Raw genomic sequence first — 21,789 nt, forward strand, 5'->3', positions numbered from 1 at the left:
AAAAATGGACAGAGCCATTGCCCCCGCCACTCAAAACCAACGCCAGCGCCGCCGCTGGCTGCTGGGGACAGGTTTCCTGGTTTTGCTGCTGGCGGGCGTGCTGGCCTTCCGCTCGGTGCTCAAGCCCAGCCTGCGCCGCGCCGACGTGCTGACGGCCGCTGTCGAAACCGGTGACGTGGAGGCTGCGCTCACGGCGGCGGGCGTCATCATTCCGGGCCGCGAGGCGGTGATTACCAGTCCGATACAGAGCACCATCCGCCGCGTGGCTGTGGCCGTGGGCGCGCGGGTGGCGCCCGGCCAGACCATCCTGGAGCTGGACAAGGAGCTGGCCAACTCGGCTCTGGCCAAGCTTGATGATGAGCAGCGCCGCAACCAGAACAAGAATTCCCAGATCCAGCTCAGCCTGGAAGGCAACCTCACCGATTTGCGGGCCCAGGCGAGCGTGCAGGCCGTGAAGGTGCGCAGCCTGCAATCGGCCCTGCGCGACGAGCAGCGGCTGCTGGAAATTGGGGGCGGCACGGCCGAAACCGTGCGCCAGGCCGAGCTGAACCTGCGCGTGGCGCAACTGGAAAATGAGCGCCTGGCGCGCCAGATTCAAACCCAGCGGCAGGCCAACGCCGCCGACGTGCGCGAGCTGGGCTACACCGTATCGATGCAGCAGCGCAGCATCACTGAGCTGGCCAGCAAGCTGCGGCAGGCCGACATCAGCAGCCAGCAGCCCGGCGTGCTGACCTGGGTCAATGAAAACCTGGGCACCACCGTGCAGGCCGGCGACGCCCTGGCGCGGGTGGCCGATTTGAGCAGCTTCCGGGTCCGGGCCACCATCTCCGATGCCTACGCCGAGGCCCTGCACGCCGGCGACCCGGTGGTGGTGCGCATCAACGGCACCGACGTGCGCGGCGCCGTGGCCAGCATCAGTCCGGCCGTCGACAAGGGGGTAGTCACCTTCTACGCCCAGCTCGACAACCCGCACCATCCGGCCCTGCGCGCCAACCTGCGGGCCGACGTGTTCGTGGTCACGCGCGCCCACCGCGGCGTGCTACGCCTCCGAAACGGCCCCTTCTACCAGGGTGGCAAAGAGCAGCCCGTATTCGTGCTGAGCGGCGGGCGGGCCGTGCGCCGCACCGTGCGCTTCGGCGACAGCAACTTCGATTTCGTGCAAATCCTGAGCGGCTTGCGGGCGGGCGAGCAGGTGGTGGTGTCGGACATGAAAGACCACCTGGACACGCCGGAGCTGACCCTCCACGACTAAGGCCCCGCGACGATGCATCCCTACCCCCTCTTTCTCGGACTAACGCTGCTGCTGGGAGCCTTGCCGCGGCCCGCCGCCGCGCAGCAAATCCCTACCCCCCCGCTGACGCTCCAGGCCGTCATTGCCCAGGCCCTCGACCACTCCGCCGCCGGCCGGCAGACGCTCACCGACCGCGAAACCAGCTACTGGGCCTGGCGCGGCTACCAGGCCAACTACCGCCCGCAGCTGGCTTTGCAGGGCACCTTGCCCAATTTCAGCCGCGTGATTACGCCCGTCGTGCAGCCCGACGGCACGACTGATTTCCGGGCCGTGCGCATCAATAACTCGGACATCGGATTGACCCTGAGCCAGAACCTCGGCCTGACCGGCGGGCAGGTGTACCTGGGCTCGGTGGTGCAGCGCTTCGATGATTTCAACGGCAACTTGCGGCGCTACAATAACCAGCCCTTCACGCTGGGCTTCACCCAGCCGCTGGGCCAGTTTAATGCCCTGCGCTGGGCCCGGCGCATCGAGCCGCTGCGCTACCAGGAAAGCCAGCGCCAGTACGCCGAGGAGCGCGAAACCGTGGCCCGGCAGGTCACGGAGCTGTATTTCGACGTACTGCTGCAACAAGTGAACGCCGCCGTAGCCAGTCAGAATGCCCAGGCCACCGCCGAGCTGCTGCGCGTGGGCCAGGCGCGCTACCGCCTGGGCCGGCTCTCGCAAAGCGACTTACTCCAACTCGAGCTGAACCTGCTCGACGCGCAGCAGGCCCAGACCCAGGCCCAGCTCGACGCCGAGAACGCCGCCGTGGACCTGCAAGCCTACACCGGCCTACCCGGCGCCGGCGCCGAAGCGCCGGCCCTGGCCGTGCCCGACCCGGCGCCCCAGCCGGCAGTGCCACCCGCCCAGGCATTAGCCCTGGCCCAGCAGCACCGCGCCGCGCCGCTGGCTTTCCAGCGCCGGCAGCTCGAAGCCGAGCGCGCCGTGGCCCAGGCCCGCGGCACGACCGGCCTGCAAGCCAGCCTCACCGCCAACCTCGGCTACGTGAACCAGGCTGCCGACCTGGGCGCTACCTACCTCAACCTGCAAAACCAGCAGCAGCTGCGCCTGGCCTTTAGTATGCCGCTCCTGGACTGGGGCCGGCAGCGCGCCATCATCAAAACCGCCGAGCTAAGCCGCGCCCAAACCCAGCTCGCCGTGACGCAGGAGGCGCGCAGCTTCGAGCAAACGGTGCTCACGCAGGCCCGCCAGCTGCCCGCCCTGGCCCAGCAGCTGCGCCGCGCCGGCCGCGCCGACTCGCTGGCCCAGCGCCGCTACGCTATTGCCCGCGCCACCTACGAGCTGGGCCGCCTCTCCCTGACTGATTTAACCCTGGCCTCCGTGGCCAAGGACGGCGCCCGGCGCGGCTACATCTTCGCCCTGCGCGCCGGCTGGGTCGCTTACTTCCGGCTGCGGGCGCTCACGCTGTATGATTTTGAACGGCAAGTGCCGCTAGCCGCCAAATGAGCACCCCACCTCCTGACTACCAACACGGGAGCCGCCTGCTACTGCATAATCCTTTTTCTATTCAGATGAGATTTGTTGCGCTGCTTCTTATGCTCCTGGGGAGCCCGCCACTTCTCCAGGCCACCCCAATCGTGCGAGTGCAATTACAGCTCGCGCCTGCTACAGGCTCTTTCACTTGCCGCTACACCTTCACCCTGCCCGCTTCTGATACCACCTCCACTATTCAGCTTAACCTGAACCGGCACTTTCCGCTGCAACGCCTGTCCAGCCCTGGGGCGCTGCGGCGGCGCATTAGCCGCACTTACTATTCCTTCTTTGCCGACACGATGCAGCGGGTGGAAGTGCAGTATGCCCCCCACAACCACAAAGCCCGGCAACTTACCCTCACCTACGCCGGAACACTTGATAAGAGCACTTCCACCGCGCAGGTGATGGAGCTTAGCGGTCACTCCAACTGGGTGCCCTTCCGTTCTAATCAAGAGTATGAGATTGTAAAGTATACGCTCGCCGTGCGGGCGCCTGCTGCCTACCAGGTTCGCAGCACGACGCCAGCGCTTCGGCAGCGGCGTGGGCGGTGGCTTTTTAGTGGTCGCACCAGCAATATTGAGATTACAGCGCTGGTAGCCAAGCAGTTTCATCAGGTAGTATCGGCTACTGCGCCGCTAATCACCGTGGTTAAAGCCGGGGCAGCCCTTGTGCGTCAGGATACGGCTCTGCTGCACCAAGCCGCCGCCATTATTGGCTTCTACAATCGCACCATCGGTCGTCAGGATTCCATTGCACGGTTCACCATTTTCCTGCCCGGTACTAACCGGGACGCCTTCGGCCTGCTGGATAACGCCACGGTCATCACCTACCCTGGATTCGATGTGGCGGAGCGGGAATACGTGCTGATTCTGGCCCATGAAATCAGCCATAAGTGGTGGAGCTACGGTTCATTCCACGATTATAACGACTGGCTTAACGAAGCTTTCGCGACCTATTCGAGCCTGCTCTACCTGCAAGCCATCGGGGACACGGCCGGCTACCAGCAGGAATACGCGAAACGGGCCCAAACCACGGCTAACACCCCGGCCATATTGGGCTTCGACCGCGATAAGTACGAGCGCTCCATGTACCGCCGCGTCGTCTATAACAAGGGAACCGTGGTGCTGGCGGCCCTGCACGCGCGGGTGGGAACCGAGAAGTTTTACGCGCTGCTCGCGACGACGGCCGCCCGAAAAATAAGTACTACCGCCGCTTTTTTGGAGGTAGTAGAGCAAACCGCTGGCCCAGCTACCCGGACCTGGCTTCAAGCCGAATTAACGCGCTGAGCCCACTTGTCCCATACCAATTCTTAAAATTCCCTACCCCCCATGCCTACCGCAACCCCGCCCGTCCTCCAGCTCACCGACATCGAGAAGGTGTACCAGACCAAAACCATTGAAACAGTGGCCCTGAACCGGGTGAACCTGACCATCAACCGGGGCGAGTTCGTCTCGATTATGGGGCCCAGCGGCTGCGGCAAATCGACCTTGCTCAGCCTGATGGGCCTGCTCGATGAGCCGACCAGCGGCACCATCGCCGTGGATGGGCGGCCCGTGCAGTCGTATTCCGATAAAGAGCTGGCCGGGCTGCGCAACCTGAAAATTGGCTTCGTCTTCCAGAGCTACCACCTGATAAACGACCTCACGGTGGCCGACAACGTGGAGCTGCCGCTGCTCTACCGCCGTGGCCTGGGCGGGCGCGAGCGGCGACAGCGGGCGCTGGCCGCCCTCGATAAAGTTGGACTGAGCGCCCGCACCGGGCACTTTCCCAGTCAGCTTTCGGGCGGGCAGCGCCAGCGCGTGGCCATTGCGCGGGCGCTGGCCGGCGCCCCGGAAATCATCCTCGCCGACGAGCCGACCGGCAACCTCGATTCGGTGATGGGCGAGGAAATCATGGGCCTCCTGCTGGGGCTGAATCAGCAGGAAGGCACGACCATCGTCATGGTGACCCACGACGAGCAGCAAGCCCTCAAGACCCAGCGCCTGGTGCGGCTTTTCGACGGCAGCCAGGTGGCGTAACTGCCCTCATCTGTCATGCTGAGCCCTGCGAAGCATCTTATCTCCGCTGAACGATGCAGTATTCAATCGTCCTAGGCTCGTTCGCCGGTGATAGGATGCTTCGCAAGCTCAGCATGACGAACGATTTTTAATTGATTATTCCCTACCCCCTATGCTCCTTTCCTACCTCAAAATCGCCTGGAAGGTCTTGCTGCGCCGCAAGTTCTTCACCTTCATCTCCCTGTTCGGCATCAGCTTCACGCTCATGATTCTGCTGGTCGTGTATGCGTTCTATGACTTCACGGTGGGGCCGCAGATGCCGGAGCAGCGCGTGGACCGGCTGCTCTTTAGCAGTCCCTTATCTATTTGGGCACCGAATACGAGCAATGTCTCCAGCCCGAGCTACGCCTTTCTGGAGCGCTACATCCGGCCGCTGCGCACGCCGGAAAAGGTGTCCATCAGCACCGGACACGGCACGGTGGTGACTTACGTGGGCAACACCAAGCTCAAGCTCGACCAGAAATACACCGACGCCGAATTCTGGCAGGTGCTGGATTTTGAGTTTTTGGAAGGTCGGCCCTACTCCCTGGCCGAAGTGCGCGACGCGGCCCGCGTGGTAGTCATCAACGAGAGCACGGCCCGCAACTATTTCGGGACCGCGCGCGGCGTGGTGGGTCGCGCCCTCGTCACCGACGACAACCTCAGCTACCGCGTCGTGGGCGTGGTGCGCGACGTGCCCGCCGCCCGCAATTACACTTACGCCGAGGTGTGGATGCCCATCACGACCAGCTCCGAGGACATTCACGGCACCGACTACATGGGCTCGTGCATGGCTATTTTGCTGGCCCGGCGCGCCGAGGATATTCCGGCCATTCAGCAGGAATTTGGGCAGGCCGTGGCCCGCGCGCCTCTGCCCACGGACGTATATAAGTGGTGCACTGAGGTGCGCCTCTACGCCGGCTCGCTGCTGGCCACAACCGTGCGCGAAGAGCTGGACGAGTACGGCCCCGACGATGGGGTAGGGCGGTTCCGGCGGCTGGGTACGGGGCTGCTGCTCTTGTTTATGCTGCTGCCGGCCCTGAACCTGGTCAATATCAACGTAAGCCGCATCCGCGACCGCAGCTCCGAGATTGGGGTGCGCAAGGCGTTTGGGGCCACGAGCGGCGCGCTTATCCGGCAGTTCTTGATTGAGAACGTCTTTCTGACATTGCTTGGCGGGGTGCTGGGCCTGGGGCTGGCCGCGGGCGCGCTGCACCTGCTTAATACCAGCGGCTTGGTGGCCTACACCGAGTTCGGGCTTAATGGCCGGGTGTTCGGGGCGGCACTGGTGGTCGTCCTGTTTTTCGGAATCCTCTCGGGCGTGTACCCGGCCTACAAAATGTCGAAACTCCAGGCCGTGAAGGCCCTTAAAGGCGAAAGCAACCCCGCATGATACGGCACTTATTTACCTTGATTTGGAATCGCCGCCGGGCCAACCTGCTGCTCATTACCGAAATTTTTCTGGCTTTCGTGGTCTTGTTCGTGGTCGGCAGTCTGCTGGTTTATAACCAGCGCAACTATCGCACGCCGCTGGGCTTCGCCTACGAGCAGGTGTGGCGCGTGAACCTCGACCCCGGCGCCCTGCCCCAGGCCGGCCGCCTGGCCACGGTGCGCCAGGTGATGGCACGCCTGCGGGCCATGCCGGAAGTCGTAGCCGTGGGCCGCACCTCCTCGAACACCCCGTTTTCAGGTAGCACGAATTCTACCGATGTGGGCGCCGGCAAAGAGGCCAAGGGCGCGACGGCGACCAGCGGCTTTTTTGTTGAAGACGACTTGCGCGACGTGTTTCAACTGCCCTTGGTGGCGGGCCGCTGGTTCGATAAGCGCGACGATGCCGCGTCTATTCCGCCGGCCGTGCTCACCCGCGACCTCGCCGAGCAGCTCTTCCCGCAGCAGTCCGCGCTGGGGCAGGTCGTGGACCGGCACGGCGACGAATTTCGCGTGGTGGGCGTCATCGAGCGGTTTCGGGGCGACGGCGACCTGGCCGCGACCCGCCCCGCCATCCTGATGCGGGTAAGTCCGCAAGACACGGCCTGGGGCGAGGCGTCGGCCATGCTGCTGCGGGTGCGGCCGGGCGCCGGCGCCGTCTTGGAACGACAGATGAACACCGAAATCCTGGCCATTGCCAAGGGCTGGAACGTGGGCATCACGGCCCTGACGGAGCAGCGCGCCGCCCAGCTCAAGCGCACGCTGGTGCCCATCGGGGCGCTGGTGCTAGTCTGCGGGTTCCTAATTATCAACGTAGCGCTAGGTTTGTTCGGCGTGCTTTGGCAAACCATTCAGCAGCGGCGGGCCGAAATCGGGGTGCGCCGGGCAATGGGCGCCACGGCCGGCACTATCAGTGGGCAGATTGTGGGCGAGATTCTGGTCGTGACCACGTTTGGATTGGCGCTGGGCTTGCTCGTGGCGGCGCAGTTTCCGCTGCTGGGCGTCTTCGATGTGAAAGCCGGCGTGTACCTGACGGCCATGCTGCTGGCGATAGGGCTAATTTATGCGCTCTCCACCATTTGCGCGCTCTATCCGAGCCAGCTGGCGGCGGGCATCCGGCCGGCCGTGGCCTTGCGCGAGGAGTGAGCGTTTCGTTTTTGCCAGCCGCTGTAACGAACTGCGCCCCGGCCCGGTAGCCGGGGCAACCCGGCGCCCGGCCAGCGCATCTGCCTCGCCAAATCCCCTTCCTTTCCCCTTTCCCTACCCCCCTTCTATTTATGAAAAACCTCTTAACCCTCGCGCTGCTTTGGCTGCTGGCCCTGGCGGCCCCGGCCCTGGCCCAAACTCCTTTTGAAGTTCGTCCCGTGGACACCTTCAGCGCCCTGGAAGTCAGCAGCGGCATCGAGCTGCACCTGACGGCCGGCCCTACCCCCCGCGTGGAAGTGAGCGCCGACACGCCCGAGCTGCAAGCCCGCATCAAAACTGAAGTCAGCGGCGGCGTGTTGCGCGTAAGCTTCGAGCAGACCAGAGAAGAGCAGCGCAGTCGGCAGAAAACTGCCCGCCACCTGCGCGTCAACGTGACGGCGCCCCCGCTCACGGCCCTGCGCGCCAGCAGCGGCGCTACTATCGCCGTCGCCGGCTCCTACTCCCCCGAAAAGCTGGAAATCGACCTCTCCTCCGGCGCCGTCCTTACCGCCGACCTCACGGCCCCGGCCGTGCAGGCCCATTTGAGCAGCGGCGGCATCGCCACGCTCACCGGCCAGATTCAGCGCCTCGATGTGCGCGCCGCCAGCGGCGGCATCTTCAAGGGCAGCGGCCTGCAAGCGGCCACCTGCCAGGCCGAGGCGTCGAGCGGCGGTATCATCACGGTAGGCGTGGAGAAAACACTGACGGCCGAGGCGTCGAGCGGCGGCGGCGTGCGCTATACCGGCTCGCCACAAGTCACGAAACGCACCAGCAGCGGCGGCCACGTTAGCAGCCGCTGATTTGCGCTGCTGCCCGCAGTTATAAAGTAGAACGTCATGCTGAACGCAGTGAAGCATCTCGCTCGTCACTAATCACTGATAAATAACGATTGGATTACTACCCCACGCGAGATGCTTCGCAAGCTCAGCATGACGGTCTGCTTTAGCTAAGCCCTCCCTACATTTCTTGCATGTTTCTCATCGTCGACGACGACCTCGCCATTCGCACCTCGCTGCGCCTGCTGCTCAAGCAGGCCGGCTACGCGGCGCAGGCTGTGGCCACGCCGGCCGAAGCATTGCAGCTGATAGGGGAAACGCCGCCGCGGCTGGTGCTGCTGGACATGAACTTCTCGCTCGACACCAGCGGGCAGGATGGGCTGACCTTGCTGCGCGAAATCAAGCAGTTGGCCCCGCCGGTGCCGGTCGTGCTCATCACCGGCTGGGGCAGCATCGCGCTGGCCGTGGCCGGCATGAAGGCCGGGGCCGCCGAGTTCGTCACCAAGCCCTGGCACAATGAGGCGCTGCTCCAAACTCTGCGCACGGTGCTGGCCCTGCACGAAGCCGCGCCCGTAACCGACTCCGGCGACGCCCTCGAAAACGCCGCGCCGGCCGCCGAGGAGACGCCCGCCCGGCAGCGCCGGCAGCTCGACCAGCAGTTTAATTTCCAAAACATCGTCGGCCACGACGCGCGGCTGCTGCACGTGCTGCGCCAGGTGGGGCAGGTGGCGGGCACCGATGCGGCCGTGCTCATCGAGGGCGAAAGCGGCACGGGCAAGGAGCTGATTGCCGAAGCCATTCACCGCAACAGCGCCCGGCGGGGCGGGCCGTTCGTGAAGGTAAATCTGGGCGGCATTGCCAGCTCCTTGTTTGAGAGTGAGATGTTCGGCCACCGCCGCGGCGCCTTCACCGACGCCAAAGCCGACCGCGTGGGCCGCTTCGAGCTGGCCAACGGCGGCACCATCTTCCTCGATGAAATCGGCGAGCTGGAGCTGGCCTCGCAGGTCAAGCTGCTGCGCGTGCTGCAAGACCGCACCTACGAAGTGCTCGGCGACTCGAAGCCGCGCCGCCTCGACATCCGCGTCATCGCCGCCACCAACCGCCACCTGGCCGAGCTGGTGCAGCAGGGCCGCTTCCGCGAAGACCTCTTCTACCGCATCAACCTGATTGCCGTCCGCCTACCCCCCCTGCGCGAGCGGCCCGCCGACATCAGCCTGCTCACCCAGCACTTCATCAATCAGTTGCGCGCCACCTACCAGCGCCCGGCCCTCAAGGTCGGCGTGCGCGCCCGGCACTGGCTCAGCGAGCAGGCCTTGCCTGGCAACATCCGCGAGCTGAAAAACCTGGTCGAGCGCGCCGTGCTCGTTAGCGGCCACGACGAGCTGAGCCCCGAGGACTTTCAGGCCCACGCTTTCCCTACCCCCCCTCGCCTGCCCAACCCCACCAGCGAGCTGCCCGCCCCTGGCACCCTGACCCTGGACGAGCTGGAAGCCCAGGTTATCCGGCAGGCGCTGCTGCACTACGAGGGCAACATCAGCCGCGTGGCTAAAGCGCTGGGCCTGAGCCGCGGGGCGCTGTACCGGCGCTTGGAAAAGCACGGCATTCCGTATGCGGATTCGCCTGGCTAGTCAGACCGTCATGCAGAGCGCAGCGAAGCATCTCGTGTGCCGCACTAACTTAAATTGTTGTTCTATTACTTGGATTAGTGCCCCGAGCGAGATGCTTCGACAAGCTCAGCATGACCGGCTTTTTTGCCAGCCAGCCCCATGACGCTCCGCCTTAAATTCCTGCTCTTCGTCGTCCTCATCCACGCCGTGCTCATTGCCCTGGCCGCGCAGCTGCGGACGGTGAATCCAGTATTATTCGTGGCGACGGAAATACTCTTGCTCATCAGCATCGTGCTCACGGCGCAGCTTTACCGGGGCTTCGTGCGGCCGTTTCAGCTCATTGCGGCGGGCACCGCGGCCATGCGGGCCCAGGATTTCTCGCTCAAGTTCGTGCCCGTGGGCCAGCGCGAGATGGACCAGCTCATCGGCGTTTATAATGAGATGATAACCGCGCTGCGGCGCGAGCGGGTGAGCCAGCACGAGAAGAGCGTGCTGCTCGAGCGCCTCATTCAGGCCTCGCCGGCCGGCATTCTTCTCCTGAATTTTGAGGGCAAAATCGAGAGCGTGAACGCCGCCGCCGCGCGGTTTCTGACGCAGCCGGCCGCCGCGCTGCTGGGCCAGGCGCCCGCCGCGCTGCCCGGCGCCTGGGGCCCGGCGCTGGCCGCCCTCGCCGCCGGCCAGCCCGCCACGCTGCGCCTCTCGGGCCTGCACACCTACCGCGCCACCGCCGCCCACTTCCTCGACCGGGGCTTTTCGCGCCGCTTCCTGGTGCTGGAGGAGCTGACCCACGAGCTGATAAGGCAGGAAAAGCAGGCCTACGAGCAGCTGATTCGGATGATGTCGCACGAAATCAACAACTCCATCGGCGCCATCAACTCCATCCTGCACAGCTTTCAGCACTACGCCCCGCAGCTGACGCCCGCCGACCAGCCCGACTTCAGCCAGGCCCTGGAGGTGAGCATCGCCCGCAACACGCAGCTGGCCAACTTCATCGCGAACTTCGCCCACCTGGTGCGCCTGCCGCCGCCCGCGCCCCGGCCCACCGATTTGCACGCGCTGCTGCGCGGCATTGCCCGGCTGCTCCAGCCCCAGAGCGCGGCGCGCGGCATCCGCTGGCACCTGGAGTTTCCTACCCCCCCGCTCGTGCTTGACTTCGATGCCCCGCAGCTGGAGCAGGCCCTGCTCAACGTGGCCAAGAACGCCCTCGAAGCTATCGGCCAGAACGGCAATGTGTGGGTGCGCACCACCGCCGAGCCGCCCGCAGTGGTCATCGAAAACGACGGCCCCGGCCTGACCCCGGCCGTGCGCCAGCGCCTGTTCACCCCGTTTTTCAGCACCAAGCGCGACGGCCAGGGCATTGGCCTCACGCTCGTGCGCGACGTGCTGCTGGCCCACGGCTTTGCCTTCGAGCTGGCGCCGACCATCCGCGCCACCACCGCCTTTACGGTGTGGCTGCGCAAGTAGACTGAGCGAAGAGCAATGGTCATTTTTACAAATCAGGAAGTAGCTGGCTGCTACTGGGCGGTCAGTGGGGCAGGGGGGGTAGGGAGTTGCCGGAGCCGGGACTACCAGGGCTGATTAGCACCGTTTTCAAGGAGCTGGCCGCAGATTCCTGCTGGCTTCAGTTGCGCTCGCTCCGGGCCGCGGCGTACCTTTGGCGGCATCCTCTGCTTTTTTTCTACTGCCTTCGGTGACGCTTCTCCGAACACTGCTGCTGACAGGGTGGCTGCTGCTGCCGGCCGGCCCGAAACCACCACTGTGGCCGGACCACCCCCCTACGAGGCGGCGCCCCCCGGCCAGCAGCGGGAGCGCCCTGGCAGCCCCGCCCGCCCGGCCCGCGGCCGGCCCGCGCTGCGACGGCAAGCTCTACGGCATTGCCGCCGAGCGCTACTACCAGGGCCACTGGGAAGACGACTGCCGCACCCTGCACGAGTTTACCGGTGCCGACCTGAGCGCCCGGCCGGTGGTGCACCGGCGGGTGCTGCCGTTTCAGTCCTACGCCCTGGCTAAGGGCTTCGACAACTGCCTGTACGCGGTAACCAACGCGCCCAGCAACGCGCCGGAGCTGGTGTACCGCTACGACCCGGCCACGCGCACGGGCCGCTACACCGCGTGGCTGCTGCCGCCCCAGGGCCCGGAAACCAACTGGATTTCGGCGGCCACCGACGAGCAGGGCGACCTGTACTTCGGCACCTCCGATGGTGCCAAGCTCGTCAAAGTCTGCCCCGCCGACGGCCAGGTGAGCGTAGTGTGGGAGGCCGACCCGCTGCGCCAGGCGCCCTACTACCCCGAGATTGGGTTCTCGGCCGCCGGCACCCACGGCAATTTCTGCCTCGATGATGCCACCACGGTCTACTTCGTTTACAGCACCGATGGCTCGCTGCTCAAGGTGGACCGCCTCAGCCAGCGGCCCGCGCCCGAGCGGGTGCAACTCACGGGGCTGCCCGCCCGCGGGGGCTACAGCGACGTGCTGCTGCAAAACGACGCCGCCGGCCGCCGTCGCCTGTACCTGGCCGGGCCCAAGGCGCTCTACGAGGTGAACATGGCCCGCCGCCAGGCCCGCCGCGTGCGCCAGGGCACCTACACCGACCTGGCGGGCTGCAACCTGTTCAGCGCCCCGGCCAGCGCTCCGGCGGCGCCCTCATCACCCCCCCCGGCCCCACTTTTGGCAGCAGGCGCCGTGTGGCGCGGGCAGGTGCTCGACGCGCGCACGGGCCAGCCCCTGCCCGATGCCCAGCTGCGCGTGGAGGGGGGGGTAGGGGCCGCCACGGCGGTGCCGCTCAGCGCGCAGGGCCGGTTTGCGTATGCCGGGCAGGCGGGCCGCGCCTACCCCTACCACGCCGAGCGGCCCGGCTACCTGCCGGCCGACAGCGTCTGGACGGCCGCGCCGGGCGCCGGCCCCGCCGGGCCCGACGTGCGGCTGCGCCCGCTGGCCGTGGGCACTACCGTGGCGCTGGAGCAGGTCCGGTTCGACCGGGGCCAGGCCGATTTGCGGCCCGAGTCGGCGGCGGCCCTGGACCAGCTCGTGGGCCTGCTGCGCGCCAACCCCCGCCTCATGATTGAGCTGCGCGGCCACACCGACAACGTGGGCTCGGCGGCCGAGAACATGGCCCTGAGCGAGCGGCGCGTGGCCGCCGTCAGAGCCTACCTGCTCGGCCAGGGCGTCGCCGAAGCGCGCGTAAGCGGGGTCGGCTTCGGGGGCAGCCAGCCCATTGCCAGCAACGCGCAGGAGGCCACCCGCCGGCGCAACCGCCGGGTCGAGTTTCGCGTCACGAGCCTGCAATAGCTCCGGCGTGGCTCACGTTCAACCTACGAGCCAACCAGCCGGGCTGGCCGCCGGAGCAGCGGCCACTCCGGCTGGTTTTTTAGGGCTGCACGCCGGCCGCCTTCACGAATTTCGTGTTTTGGCCCGTCGCCGCGTTTCGCAGGAAATAGATGCCGTCCGGCAGGTCGCGCACGTCCAGCTGCTGCGCCACCAGGCTGATGCCCGGCACTCGCCGGCCCAGCTGGTCGACTACTTCCAGGCGCGCGCCCACTGGGCCGGCTACGGTCAGGGTTTCAGCGGCTGGGTTAGGATACACCCGGAGATGAGCGGCAGCGGTAGGCGCCGCTCTCACCGTCACCACCGGGCTGAACGCCACGTGGCCGTCGCGGTCGAGCTGCCGCAGGCGGTAGTAGTTAAACGACTCAGGGGCCGCATCCACAAACTGGTAGGGCCGGGGCTGAGTGCTGGTGCCCGCCGCCCGCACCTGGCCGAGGGCCTGGAATGCGGGCTGCGAGCTGGTCATGCGCTCAACCACGAAATGGGAGCTGTTGGCCTCCGAGGCCGTTTTCCAGGTCAGCACCACACCCGCCGCCGTCGGGTGGCCCTGAAAAGCCATCAGCTCCACCGGTAGGGGTAGGGAGTTGACATAGACGTAGGCTTCAAACAAGAATAAGTCAACGCTGGCATTCACCAGGCTCGTGGCTCGTAGCTCGACCTGGTCGAAGTCGGCCCCCGCCACAAATTCAACCGACGTAGCGCTAGATGGACTTAGCACGCTGAGGCTGACTAAGCTGGTGAGCGCGTAGCTTTCCTGAAAGACGGCATTTTTATACGTGCGAATGCTCATGTTTTCAAGCAGGCTCGCGTCCAACGCGCCGGTTGGCCGAACGATAAGCCCCGCCCGGCCGCCCCGAGGCACTATTGCTGGGAAACCTACGCGCACCCAGGCCGTGCCCAACACCAACGGGGGCGAGAGCCGGGCGGCCGTGGCAACAGTGCCATCAGCAGCAAGGGAGGGGTTGGCGGCATTGGCCGACGAGATGACGGCAGTAGCAAACTGACGCTGCGCCGCACCGGGAAAAACGATAAACCCTGTTAGCAAAAAACTCAGTAGCGCGATGCGGGAGAACAATAGCGAAGTATGCACGACAAGCTGGTAATTAATTTATAACTCAGGCCGGGCTGGCTGAGCTTACTGATGCTGATTAAAGAGACTTTTTATTTTGTTGGCGGGATAACCTCCTGATAGGCGCACTATTCAAGCGGGAGTTGGTCGCCGGGCGTCGTAAATCCTGGCTTTGTACTATGGAAAGCTCTTGTCGGGGGCAACCATTCGCATACTATTTCAGGAAAAAAAGGCCTCTGAGCTTTTGGCAGTAGGTTTAGCGACGGAAAAAAAGCGTTCGGCGCTTTCCGTACTCAACGCCACTATGTCGCCATCTCCAACTCGCAGGTCTGACCCGTGAGTGGGGCCTTTCAGCCAGATTTCGGCCGTATTTGCCATATTGCTCAGGGTCCGAATCTCCCGGCCGGTGATAAGCGAGTCTGGATGCTGAAACGAAATGTGGTCGATAATTAAAGCGTAGGCTTTTTTCTCTCTAATATGCTGCGAATCAAGAGCTTTGCTAGGATTAGTATGCGCGGCCACGGTAAGGCGGGTGCGGCGCAGTAGCATTCGGGTGACGCTGACAAGTGTCTGGTTGGGACGTGAAATAGGGAAATGCATAAATGGAAAGCCGATAAGTGGAAAGCCAATAAGTGAAAATTGATAAGTTTAAAAGCAGGTTACACTACGCATTCTTGGGCCAGCGCTTCTTTGTTGCCTGCTTGCGGTGACAAACATAAATGCCTGGCGAGCATGGTAGCGTAGTAAATACACCAACGCCTTTATTCGAGGGACAAACCCCCGATTTTGAGGAAAAAAGCGTTCTGGCAGGTCGGCTTCACCCTGGTTCGAGGGGGTAGGAAGCTCACGTTAGCGTTAAGCACTTGCGGCGGCGAAACCACCGGCGCATTATAATTAAGAAGCTGTTTAGGAAGTCGGCCGAAACATTCCAGAACGTCCTGCTTCGCGGGGCGCAGCAGGACGTTTTTTCGACAGGACGTCTTTCAACTTCCTAAACAGTTTATATAGCCGCAGCTTTATTAAAAATGCAGTGCTCGCCAGCCGGTTATTTTTATGTTGCATATTAGCTCTGCTTGAAAAAGAATAGTCATTTGATACAAAAAGTGATGCTGACTGGCTGTTAGCGGCCCGGCTATTACTATTGCAAAGCCGCTTGGCTGCCGCCGCCTGCCAAAACAGTGTATATGCTTATGCAGCACCTGTATTCATTTCATAGTCAGCTTGTGCTGCGGGCCCCCGCCCGGCCCTTTGTCGGGCAGCTCAGCGCAACCCATATCAGCGCCGTCCTGGCCGACGAGGAGTTCATGGAGGCGGTTTACCTGGCTTCGCCGGTGCTGCACGAGGAATGCCGCAAATGGCAGCGCGGGCTGATTCGGGAGGAGGCCCGGCCCGACCGACTGCTACAATCACTCGCCCGCTACTACCTCCGCGGTACCAGCCGGAGCACCCCCTTTGGCCTCTTTGCCGGGTGCGCGCTGCTGAGCTGGGGTGCCGGAAGTTGCATTCAGCTCAGCCCGCGGCTTAACGTGCGGCACACGCGGCTGGACATGCAGTACCTCTGCGCGCTGGCCCAGCAGCTGGCCGCCCGCGACAGCATCAAGCCCTGGCTCCGCTACTGGCCCAATACCAGCCTGTACCGCGCCGGCGAGGAGTTTCGCTACGTCGAGTACGTGTATGAGGGCGGCAAGCGGGTGCATCAGCTTAGTGCCGTCGAGGCTTCCGAGCCGCTTCAACAACTGCTGGAGGCCGTTACCCGGCCGGGGCAGACCCTGCCGGAGCTGGTGCGCCGGCTACTCGAGCCGGAAACCGAGCCGGCCGCCGTCGTGGGTTTCGTCGAGGAGCTGCTAGCGGCCCAGGTGCTGGTCAGCGAGCTGGAGCCCACCGTGACCGGCCCGGAATACTTCGAGCACCTGGGGGCCATCATCAACCGGCTGGCGGCCGAGTCGGCGGACCCGGACGCGCGGGCCCTGGCCCAGGTGGTCGGGCAGGTGCGGCACGAGCTGCGGGCGCTCGACGAGCGGGCGGTGAACACGCTAAGTGAGTATGAGCGCCTGGAAGCCCTGCTGACCCCGCTGGGCGTGCCGGCGGAGGCGGGCAAGCTCTTGCAAACCGATTTAGTTCTTGGCCTGGCCCCCGACCAGCCGGCTACGCTGGACAAGGCACTGCAAAAGACGCTATTGGAGGGCCTGGAGGTGCTAACGTATCTGTCGCCCCTACCCCACAACCCGCGGCTCGCCGACTTCGCCCGCCGCTTCCAGGCGCGCTACGAGGAGCAGGAAGTGCCGCTGCTGCTGGCGCTGGACAACGAGAGCGGTCTGGCCTACGCCGACTCCAACGCCAGCCCTTACGCGGCCCTGGTGCACGACCTGACCGTGGAGGGCACCGCTGCCGCTGCCGCGCCGCGCCGGCCGCCGGCGCACCAGCTGCTGCGGCAGAAGCTGCGGGCGGCCACCAGCCAGCGGCATTACGGCGTGACCATCACCAAAGCCGAGCTGCTGGCCCTGGGCCTGCCGCCGGGCGCGCTGCCCCTGCCGCCCTCGCTAGGCGTCTTGTTTCGGCTGGCCGGCGCCCGGCAGGTGGTGCTGGAGGGGGTAGGCGGGTCGAGCGCGGTCAACCTGCTCGGCCGCTTTGCGCACGCCGCCCCCGGAATAGAAGACCTGATTCAGCAGATTACCCGGCACGAACAAGCTCAGAATCCGGGCGTGGCGTTTGCCGAAATCTGCCATCTGCCGGCCAGCCGCATCGGCAACTTGCTCCAGCGGCCTCACTTCCGGCCCCTGGAAATTCCCTACCTGGCGCAGTCGACGCTGCCGCCGGCGCAGCAGCTGCGGGTGCAGGACCTCTATCTGCGTGTGCGGGATGGGCAGCTGCTGCTGCGCTGTGGCCGCACCAACCAGCGCATCATTCCCCGGCTCAGCACGGCTCACAACTTTGCCCACGCGGAGTCGCTGCCCGTCTACCAGCTGCTGTGCGACCTGCAGACCCAGGGCCTGCAATCGCAGCTGGGCTTCAGCTGGCAGGCCCTGGCGCCGGATAGCGCGTTCTGGCCGCGGCTTACCAGCGGGGAGGTCATTCTGGCCGCCGCTACTTGGAATTTTGACCGCGCCAGCCTGCAGGAGCTGCTGACGGCAACTCCCGCCGACCTGGCCAGCCGGTTTGCCGCGTTTCGGGCCCAGTGGCAGCTGCCGCGCTACTTCACGCTGGCCGACGGCGACAATGAGTTGCTGGTAGATGCCGACAGCGAATGGCACGTGCGCGTCTGGCTCGAGGCCAGCCGCACCCGGCCCGAAGTCCAGCTCCGGGAGTTTCTCTTCGACCCCGCCACCAGCCCCGTGCGCGATGCGGCCGGCCGACCCCACGGGCATGAGTTTCTCGCCCTGCTGCTCCGGCAGGCTCCTTCTTACGCGGAAGAAGTGAGCAGGCCCGCCCTGGCGCCCACCCCGGCGGCACCCCGCGAGTTTGCGCTGGGCTCCGAGTGGCTCTACTACAAGCTGTATTGCGGGCAGCTCGTGGCCGACCGCATCCTGCTGGAAGTCGTGCGGCCGTTGAGCGCGGAGCTGCAAGCTCTGGGGTTGGTCGATACCTGGTTTTTCGTGCGCTACGCCGACCCGGACCCGCACTTGCGCGTGCGCTGGCACCTGCCCGACCCCGACCGGCTGGGCGAGATACTGCGCCGCGTGAGCCAGGCGCTGCGGCCCTACAGCGCCAACCAGACCATCTGGAAAATTCAGACCGATACCTACCGGCGGGAGCTGGAGCGCTACGGCCACCAGACTATTGGCTGGTCGGAGGCGCTGTTCGGCTACCAAAGCCAGGCCCTGCTGGACTGGATGGTCCAGTCCGCCGCCGCTGAGACCCCGCCCGAACCCTGGCGCTGGGCGCTGGGGGCAGTCGAGGAGCTGCTGAACGCCTTCGCCTACCCCCTGCCCCGCAAGCTAACCCTGCTGGCCGGGCTGCGGGATTCGCTGGCCCAGGAGTTCGGCGTGACAAGCGTGCTGAAGCGGCAGCTGGAAGCCAAATACCGGCTGGCGCGCACCACTATTCAACAGGAGCTGGCATCGGCAGCGAATGCCGCCCTACCCCCCCGGCTGGCGGCCATTGCCCAAAATATCCGGGAAGTGGCGCTCCAAGGCCAATTAGAGGTGCCCGAGGACCGCCTGCTAGGCAGCTACATTCACATGCTGCTCAACCGCGTCATTGCGGCCGACGCCCGGCTCCACGAGCTGGTCCTCTACGACTTTCTGGTTCGGCACTACCAATCAGCCCTGGCCCGGCAAAAGCCGCGTGTCACCGCCTAAGCTAGCTACTTGCGGCCGTCCATCACCTTGCCCTGCAGGGCCTGAAAGAAGGCGGTCCGGTACGCCTCGCCCAGCGGTACGTAGGCCTTCGACTGCTGGAAGAAAATCTGGCTGCCATCTACCGCCCGAATCTTGTCCAGGGCTACGAAATAAGATTTGTGCACGCGCACAAAGCGCCGGGACGGCAGCCGCGCCAGCAAATCTTTCATGCTCAGTAGGGTCACAATCTGCTCGTCAACAGTCGCGATAGTGATACGGTTTTTGAGTCCCTCGACGTAGATAATCTCGTTGAAGGCAACCCGGATGAGCCGGCCCTTGCTTTCGGCCTTGACGAAGACGTAGTCGTCGGCTGCTTCGCTGGCCAGCTCCCGCGCGGGCGGCCCGGCCGGGCCGCCCGCGCGGGGCACTTTCTGCACCGCTTTAAGGAAGCGCTCGAAGGCAATGGGCTTGAGCAGATAGTCCAGGGCCTCCAACTCAAAGCCCTGAACCGCAAACTCGGCATAGGCCGTGGTCAGAATCACGCTGGTGGAGGCCGGCAGCAGCCGCATGAAAGCCAGCCCCGAAAGCTGCGGCATGTGGATATCGAGAAAAATCAAGTCGACCGGCGCGCGCTCTACGGCCCCGAGCGCCTCAACTGGATTAGTTGCGCTCCCGGCCAGCGTGAGGAAGGGCACCATCGCAATGAACGTGCGCAGAATTTCGATGGCGGCGGGTTCGTCATCGAGGATGAAACAAGTGAGCATGGCCTACAGGTCGATGAGCAGCGTGGCAGTATAGGAGTCGCGCTCGTCGGCTACGCTTACGCGGTAGCGCGCCGGGTAAACCAGGGCCAGGCGCCGCTCGGTGTTGGCCAGCCCGATGCTGGTGCTGATTTCCTTCGGGCCGAGACGCTTGCGGTTGTGAGTCTGGAACCGCAGCTGGCCGTGCTCGACGGCCAGGCGAATCAGGACCGGGTGGGCGGCGTCGGTTAGCTCGCCGTGCTTGAAGCAGTTTTCGACGAACGTGATGAGCACCAGCGGCAGAATCATCAGAAAGTGCACGTTGCCCGCAATCTCAAAGCGCACCTGCAATTGGTTGTTGAAGCGCAGCTGGTGCAGGGCAATGTAGTTGCGCAGGTGCTGCACCTCGTGTTCGAGCATGACCTTGCCGCCGCGGCTCTCCTGCAGGGCGTAGCGCATGGTGTCCGACAGCAGCAGCGTAGCCTTGGCCGCCGCGGCCGAGTGGGGGTAGACCTGAGCGTAAAGAAAGTTAAGCGAGTTGAAGAGAAAATGGGGGTTGATTTGGCTCTTCAAGAATGCTAGGTCGGCCTCCATCAGGCTGTTCTGGGCCGTGAGCAGCTGCTGCTCCTGCCGGCGCTGCTGCCGCTCCAGGTTCAGGGCGTGGCTGGCAAACCAGTAGCCCGCGCTGACCAGCAGAAAGAAGGTCCCCCGGTAGAGAGATAGTACTCCAAAGTGATAATATGAATCTTTCAGCGGCATGGCTGGCTCTCCCAAATCCGGAAAGATGTGAAGATAAAGTTCGGTGCGTAGCAGTGCGTAGACGGCTAGCGCAGTGAACATACCCAGCAGGTAACGGCCATAGCGACGCTGAGCGTAGAAGCGCGGCAGCAGCAGGGAGCTGTGAAGGTAGAATAAAATTGCGTTGAGCAAATAGTGCAGCAAAAGCTGCCAGAAATGAAAGCTCGAGTTGCCGACCAATAGAAACACTGACTGCTCATAGACAGCAAAACCAATCCAAGTCAGAAAATGAATAAGACGAATCCGCAAAGGAGTGAGGCTTGTTGGCATCCCGCAAAGTAAAATGGTTGGCTGGACTGCCAGGGTCGCCAGCATCGGGGCAGCCTCTTCAAGCCAGCTGTCATTAGGAACTTGTATCTCTAAATGGGGGCGTTGGTCCTTCAAAACGCCCCGTTGGTGTAATTACCTTGAAATAATAAAATCTAGCGAATAGATTTGAGCGACTGTAGTACAAACCACTCTCATTTTTCCTCTTAACAATTCCACTCATTCAACATCAACTATGAAGAACTCGGCTCCACTCTCGAAATTCACGCTCCGCAAAGTCATTGTCGCCCGCCTCACGAAGTCAAATACGACGCAAGGCTTCATGAGCACTTCTATTGTCAAGACGAGCACCAGCTTCGCAGCTTAAGGGTAGCTCGGCGCTAGAGGTAGGCAATCGTTCAGCAATTGGCAGCTTCAATACCAACACCAGCGGTGCGGTCTAAATGAACAATGCCAAAGACGTCTCATTTGCCTGTTGTGCAGTATCAGCTTAGTCGTTAAGCAGAAACAGCTTGACATTATAAAAAGAGGCCGCATACGGCCTCTTTTTATAATGTCAAGCTGTTTCTGCTTAACGGTAATTGTTTCCGCCTACGACGGGCACATTTCGGGCTAGCTGCCCAGCACCGAGGAAATGCGCTGCGTGATAGCCAGATGCTCTTTGATGGTTGTTGAGGCCAGGGTGGCAATGTGGCGCCCGTGCAGCTCCATCAGGTTGGTTTTGCTCGGGGCCGGGTTGGCCAGGTAGCCGTCGGTGAGCGTGCGCAGCAACTGGTGATTCTGGATTTGCGCCGCGATGTAGGCCCGGTCAAACGCCGCGCCCGAAGCCGATTGCAGCTGCGCCATCAGGGCCTTCGCCTTGGCATCCGGCGGGGGCGGCGGGGTGCCCAGGTCTTTGAGAATACTCATCATGGCCGTGGTTTCGGCCAGCTCGAAGGTGGCAAACTGCTTGGCATATTCGTTGGTCGCCTTGGTGGCGGCCAGCTGGCTGCTCATCATCGACATCTGCGCGGGTCCGGCCACGGCCGCCCGAAACTGCGCCTCGCTCGTCACGGTCGGGCTCTGCTGCCACAGGGCGGACTCTTCTTCGGGCTTGAAGGCAAAGGATTGCAGCAGCGAGGCCACCGTCGACAGGCCGACGCCGAGCGCGAGCGTCCCTTTGCAGGAAGAGGCCAGAAAGCTCCGGCGGGGTGTAGGTTCATGGAGCTGATTCATACACTGGTTGGTTTTGGTGAGATGAGAAGTTTAATAATTTCGGCGGCCGACCAGCCCGCAGGGCCTGAATTTATAACGCCAACACAGTCAGAAGGTTAATTGTCGAGTTTATAATTTATCCGCCAAGCTCAGCCGTTATCGGCGCCAGTAAAGGCCCGCGCTTAGCCGCCGGGGTTGGCCCATTGAAGGGGGGTAGGGACCGGCGGGCAGCCGGGTCCGAAACGAGCGGGGCAGTTTTGGGGTATTAGCTGCCTAAGCGGCTACGATAGCCGCCGCTCACTCCCCTAAAAACCAAAAACCAA

General features: G+C 63.9%; 17 protein-coding genes. 12 read left to right on the forward strand and 5 right to left on the reverse strand.

Going from position 1 to position 21,789, the window contains the following annotated elements:
• The first annotated feature begins 4 nt into the window (after positions 1 to 4).
• The 10 genes from ACFE70_RS05245 (at position 5) to ACFE70_RS05290 (ending at position 13,085) form a co-directional block, all read left to right on the forward strand.
• On the forward strand, positions 5 to 1,252 hold the full coding sequence (locus tag ACFE70_RS05245) for an efflux RND transporter periplasmic adaptor subunit (protein WP_375416669.1): 1,248 nt from the start codon (positions 5 to 7) through the stop codon (positions 1,250 to 1,252).
• A 12-nt stretch (positions 1,253 to 1,264) separates the two neighbouring features.
• Complete coding sequence (locus ACFE70_RS05250; protein WP_375416670.1) at positions 1,265 to 2,740, forward strand: TolC family protein; 1,476 nt, start codon at positions 1,265 to 1,267, stop codon at positions 2,738 to 2,740.
• A 131-nt stretch (positions 2,741 to 2,871) separates the two neighbouring features.
• Positions 2,872 to 4,053 (forward strand): M1 family aminopeptidase, encoded by a 1,182-nt coding sequence (locus ACFE70_RS05255; RefSeq protein ID WP_375416671.1) that lies wholly within the window; start codon positions 2,872 to 2,874, stop codon positions 4,051 to 4,053.
• Positions 4,054 to 4,095: 42 nt separating this feature from the next.
• Positions 4,096 to 4,785, forward strand: coding sequence for an ABC transporter ATP-binding protein (locus ACFE70_RS05260; RefSeq protein ID WP_375416672.1), 690 nt, complete (start codon positions 4,096 to 4,098; stop codon positions 4,783 to 4,785).
• Between the two features lie 151 nt (positions 4,786 to 4,936).
• Positions 4,937 to 6,196 carry an ABC transporter permease gene (locus ACFE70_RS05265; RefSeq protein WP_375416673.1) on the forward strand — a complete coding sequence of 420 codons (1,260 nt, stop codon included), beginning with the start codon at positions 4,937 to 4,939 and terminating at the stop codon, positions 6,194 to 6,196.
• Positions 6,193 to 7,377 (forward strand): ABC transporter permease, encoded by a 1,185-nt coding sequence (locus ACFE70_RS05270; RefSeq protein ID WP_375416674.1) that lies wholly within the window; start codon positions 6,193 to 6,195, stop codon positions 7,375 to 7,377. Before ACFE70_RS05265 ends, ACFE70_RS05270 begins: the two co-directional genes overlap by 4 nt.
• A 131-nt stretch (positions 7,378 to 7,508) precedes the next feature.
• Positions 7,509 to 8,216, forward strand: a complete 708-nt coding sequence (locus ACFE70_RS05275; protein ID WP_375416675.1) for a head GIN domain-containing protein — start codon at positions 7,509 to 7,511, stop codon at positions 8,214 to 8,216.
• A 170-nt stretch (positions 8,217 to 8,386) separates the two neighbouring features.
• Complete coding sequence (locus ACFE70_RS05280) at positions 8,387 to 9,820, forward strand: sigma-54-dependent transcriptional regulator (RefSeq protein WP_375416676.1); 1,434 nt, start codon at positions 8,387 to 8,389, stop codon at positions 9,818 to 9,820.
• Positions 9,821 to 9,958: 138 nt separating this feature from the next.
• On the forward strand, positions 9,959 to 11,263 hold the full coding sequence (locus ACFE70_RS05285; RefSeq protein WP_375416677.1) for a PAS domain-containing sensor histidine kinase: 1,305 nt from the start codon (positions 9,959 to 9,961) through the stop codon (positions 11,261 to 11,263).
• A 226-nt stretch (positions 11,264 to 11,489) separates the two neighbouring features.
• Complete coding sequence (locus tag ACFE70_RS05290) at positions 11,490 to 13,085, forward strand: OmpA family protein (RefSeq protein WP_375416678.1); 1,596 nt, start codon at positions 11,490 to 11,492, stop codon at positions 13,083 to 13,085.
• Between the two features lie 79 nt (positions 13,086 to 13,164).
• Here ACFE70_RS05290 and ACFE70_RS05295 read toward each other — a convergent pair whose 3' ends face one another.
• Together ACFE70_RS05295 and ACFE70_RS05300 are read right to left on the reverse strand one after the other, a co-directional pair.
• Positions 13,165 to 14,211: a T9SS type A sorting domain-containing protein gene (locus ACFE70_RS05295; RefSeq protein WP_375416679.1), complete on the reverse strand. Its 1,047-nt coding sequence runs from the start codon at positions 14,209 to 14,211 to the stop codon at positions 13,165 to 13,167.
• Positions 14,212 to 14,409: 198 nt separating this feature from the next.
• On the reverse strand, positions 14,410 to 14,790 hold the full coding sequence (locus tag ACFE70_RS05300) for a multiubiquitin domain-containing protein (protein WP_375416680.1): 381 nt from the start codon (positions 14,788 to 14,790) through the stop codon (positions 14,410 to 14,412).
• Positions 14,791 to 15,380: 590 nt separating this feature from the next.
• Between ACFE70_RS05300 and ACFE70_RS05305 the strand changes: the two genes are divergently transcribed.
• A complete protein-coding gene (locus ACFE70_RS05305; protein ID WP_375416681.1) occupies positions 15,381 to 18,488 on the forward strand; it encodes a lantibiotic dehydratase in 3,108 nt (1,035 codons plus the stop codon).
• 5 nt (positions 18,489 to 18,493) lie between these two features.
• On the opposite strand, the gene ACFE70_RS05310 is transcribed toward ACFE70_RS05305, so the two are convergent.
• Together ACFE70_RS05310 and ACFE70_RS05315 are read right to left on the reverse strand one after the other, a co-directional pair.
• Positions 18,494 to 19,231: a LytR/AlgR family response regulator transcription factor gene (locus ACFE70_RS05310; RefSeq protein ID WP_375416682.1), complete on the reverse strand. Its 738-nt coding sequence runs from the start codon at positions 19,229 to 19,231 to the stop codon at positions 18,494 to 18,496.
• A 3-nt stretch (positions 19,232 to 19,234) separates the two neighbouring features.
• Positions 19,235 to 20,047 carry a sensor histidine kinase gene (locus tag ACFE70_RS05315; RefSeq protein ID WP_375416683.1) on the reverse strand — a complete coding sequence of 271 codons (813 nt, stop codon included), beginning with the start codon at positions 20,045 to 20,047 and terminating at the stop codon, positions 19,235 to 19,237.
• Positions 20,048 to 20,507: 460 nt separating this feature from the next.
• Between ACFE70_RS05315 and ACFE70_RS05320 the strand changes: the two genes are divergently transcribed.
• Positions 20,508 to 20,639, forward strand: a complete 132-nt coding sequence (locus ACFE70_RS05320; protein ID WP_375416684.1) for a hypothetical protein — start codon at positions 20,508 to 20,510, stop codon at positions 20,637 to 20,639.
• 245 nt (positions 20,640 to 20,884) lie between these two features.
• Here ACFE70_RS05320 and ACFE70_RS05325 read toward each other — a convergent pair whose 3' ends face one another.
• Complete coding sequence (locus ACFE70_RS05325) at positions 20,885 to 21,487, reverse strand: DUF4142 domain-containing protein (RefSeq protein WP_375416685.1); 603 nt, start codon at positions 21,485 to 21,487, stop codon at positions 20,885 to 20,887.
• Positions 21,488 to 21,789 lie beyond the last annotated feature (302 nt).

Origin of the sequence: uncultured Hymenobacter sp. (assembly GCF_964243305.1) — a bacterium.
Lineage (GTDB): Bacteria > Bacteroidota > Bacteroidia > Cytophagales > Hymenobacteraceae > Hymenobacter.

Coding starts and splice junctions, on each gene's coding strand:
- ACFE70_RS05315 (WP_375416683.1), bottom strand. CDS start 20,047: ATGTTCACTGCGCTAGCCGTCTACGCACTGCTACGCACCGAACTTTAT.
- ACFE70_RS05270 (WP_375416674.1), top strand. CDS start 6,193: ATGATACGGCACTTATTTACCTTGATTTGGAATCGCCGCCGGGCCAAC.
- ACFE70_RS05325 (WP_375416685.1), bottom strand. CDS start 21,487: ATGAATCAGCTCCATGAACCTACACCCCGCCGGAGCTTTCTGGCCTCT.
- ACFE70_RS05310 (WP_375416682.1), bottom strand. CDS start 19,231: ATGCTCACTTGTTTCATCCTCGATGACGAACCCGCCGCCATCGAAATT.
- ACFE70_RS05275 (WP_375416675.1), top strand. CDS start 7,509: ATGAAAAACCTCTTAACCCTCGCGCTGCTTTGGCTGCTGGCCCTGGCG.
- ACFE70_RS05305 (WP_375416681.1), top strand. CDS start 15,381: ATGCAGCACCTGTATTCATTTCATAGTCAGCTTGTGCTGCGGGCCCCC.
- ACFE70_RS05250 (WP_375416670.1), top strand. CDS start 1,265: ATGCATCCCTACCCCCTCTTTCTCGGACTAACGCTGCTGCTGGGAGCC.
- ACFE70_RS05260 (WP_375416672.1), top strand. CDS start 4,096: ATGCCTACCGCAACCCCGCCCGTCCTCCAGCTCACCGACATCGAGAAG.
- ACFE70_RS05320 (WP_375416684.1), top strand. CDS start 20,508: ATGAAGAACTCGGCTCCACTCTCGAAATTCACGCTCCGCAAAGTCATT.
- ACFE70_RS05300 (WP_375416680.1), bottom strand. CDS start 14,790: ATGCATTTCCCTATTTCACGTCCCAACCAGACACTTGTCAGCGTCACC.
- ACFE70_RS05285 (WP_375416677.1), top strand. CDS start 9,959: ATGACGCTCCGCCTTAAATTCCTGCTCTTCGTCGTCCTCATCCACGCC.
- ACFE70_RS05265 (WP_375416673.1), top strand. CDS start 4,937: ATGCTCCTTTCCTACCTCAAAATCGCCTGGAAGGTCTTGCTGCGCCGC.
- ACFE70_RS05280 (WP_375416676.1), top strand. CDS start 8,387: ATGTTTCTCATCGTCGACGACGACCTCGCCATTCGCACCTCGCTGCGC.
- ACFE70_RS05245 (WP_375416669.1), top strand. CDS start 5: ATGGACAGAGCCATTGCCCCCGCCACTCAAAACCAACGCCAGCGCCGC.